This is a genomic window from Streptomyces apricus (assembly GCF_008369065.1).
GTDB lineage: Bacteria > Actinomycetota > Actinomycetes > Streptomycetales > Streptomycetaceae > Streptomyces > Streptomyces apricus.
On the sequence record NZ_VDFC01000040.1, the window covers coordinates 21792 to 23400 of the forward strand.

Below are 1609 nucleotides of genomic sequence, written 5' to 3' on the forward strand. Positions count from 1 at the left end.
CGCCCGCGCACGTACTGACCGTCCTGCGACCGTCCTCACCGCCCACCGGAGGGTCACCCACATGATCGTCAACGAGCCCGTCGAGGACAAGTTCGAGGACACCCCCGCAAAAGACCGGGACCCCGAATGGTTCAAACGCGCCGTCTTCTACGAAGTCCTGGTCCGCTCCTTCCAGGACAGCAACGGCGACGGCATCGGCGACCTCAAAGGCCTCACCGCCAAACTCGACTACCTGCAATGGCTGGGCATCGACTGCCTGTGGCTGCCCCCCTTCTTCCAATCCCCCCTCCGSGACGGCGGCTACGACGTCTCCGACTACACCGCCGTCCTGCCCGAATTCGGCGACCTCGCCGACTTCGTCGAATTCGTGGATGCCGCCCACCAGCGCGGCATGCGCGTCATCATCGACTTCGTCATGAACCACACCAGCGACCAGCACCCGTGGTTCCAGGCCTCCCGCAACGACCCCACCGGCCCCTACGGCGACTACTACATGTGGGCCGACGACGACCAGCAATACGCSGARGCCCGCATCATCTTCGTCGACACCGAGGTCTCCAACTGGACCTTCGACCCGGTGCGCAAGCAGTACTTCTTCCACCGCTTCTTCTCCCACCAGCCCGACCTCAACTTCGAAAACCCCGCCGTCGTCGAGGAAATCATCTCCGCCCTCAAATTCTGGCTCGACCTGGGCATCGACGGCTTCCGCCTGGACGCCGTGCCCTACCTGTTCGCCGAAGAGGGCACCGACTGCGAAAACCTCCCCGCCACCCACCAGGTCCTCAAACGCGTACGCGCGGAGATCGACGCCCACTACCCCGACACCGTCCTGCTCGCCGAGGCCAACCAGTGGCCCGAGGACGTCGTCGACTACTTCGGCGACTACACCGCCGGCGGCGACGAATGCCACATGGCCTTCCACTTCCCCGTCATGCCGCGCATCTTCATGGCCGTCCGCCTGGACGCCGTGCCCTACCTGTTCGCCGAAGAGGGCACCGACTGCGAAAACCTCCCCGCCACCCACCAGGTCCTCAAACGCGTACGCGCGGAGATCGACGCCCACTACCCCGACACCGTCCTGCTCGCCGAGGCCAACCAGTGGCCCGAGGACGTCGTCGACTACTTCGGCGACTACACCGCCGGCGGCGACGAATGCCACATGGCCTTCCACTTCCCCGTCATGCCGCGCATCTTCATGGCCGTACGCCGCGAATCCCGCTACCCCGTGTCGGAGATTTTGGCGAAGACTCCGGCGATCCCCTCGGGCTGCCAGTGGGGCATCTTCCTGCGCAACCACGACGAGCTCACCCTGGAGATGGTGACCGACGAAGAGCGCGACTACATGTATGCGGAATACGCGAAAGACCCCCGCATGCGCGCCAACATCGGCATCCGACGGCGCCTGGCCACCTTGCTGGACAACGACCGCAACCAGATCGAACTGTTCACCGCCCTGCTGCTGTCCCTGCCCGGCAGCCCGATCCTCTACTACGGGGACGAGATCGGCATGGGCGACAACATCTGGCTCGGTGACCGCGACGCGGTGCGCACCCCCATGCAGTGGACCCCCGACCGCAACGCGGGCTTTTCCTCCTGCGATCCCGGCCGG

2 pseudogenes are annotated in these 1609 nt (G+C 65.4%); both read left to right on the plus strand.

The features are described 5' to 3' along the window. Positions 1-61: 61 nt before the first annotated feature. Positions 62-943 (plus strand): annotated as a pseudogene (locus FGF04_RS42040) (alpha-amylase family glycosyl hydrolase); the annotation flags it as partial. 12 nt (positions 944-955) lie between these two features. Further along, positions 956-1609, plus strand: a pseudogene (locus tag FGF04_RS42045) (alpha-amylase family glycosyl hydrolase); the annotation flags it as partial.